The 242-nt window shown below is 65.3% G+C and carries 1 protein-coding gene; it reads left to right on the top strand.

The genetic code is table 11. The annotated features are described in order from the left end of the window. A partial coding sequence (locus tag SB765_RS33025; protein ID WP_410932949.1) for a hypothetical protein occupies window positions 1–242 on the top strand: 242 nt, incomplete at both ends.

Here is a 242-nt window from a genome sequence, read left to right as displayed (position 1 = left end):
CCAGGACAGCTGGCAAGCCCTGCAGCGCGTGGATAACCAGATCGAGGCGCTGTACGCCCAGGTGCGCCTGAAAGGCGTGGCCAAGTTCGACAGCGAAGACGACATGGAACGCCGCCTGCAACTGCTGGTGAACGCCTACGCGCACCGCACCGACGAAGCCCTGACCCTGGCCAAGGCACGCCGCGCTGCAGTCACCGACATTGCCCGTACTCTGCGCAACATCCGCAGCGACTACGACAGCC

This window comes from Pseudomonas sp. SIMBA_067, from assembly GCF_046534675.1.
Lineage (GTDB): Bacteria > Pseudomonadota > Gammaproteobacteria > Pseudomonadales > Pseudomonadaceae > Aquipseudomonas > Aquipseudomonas putida.
Note: the sequence above shows the minus strand (reverse complement) of the source record. Positions and strands in the feature narration are given on the sequence as shown.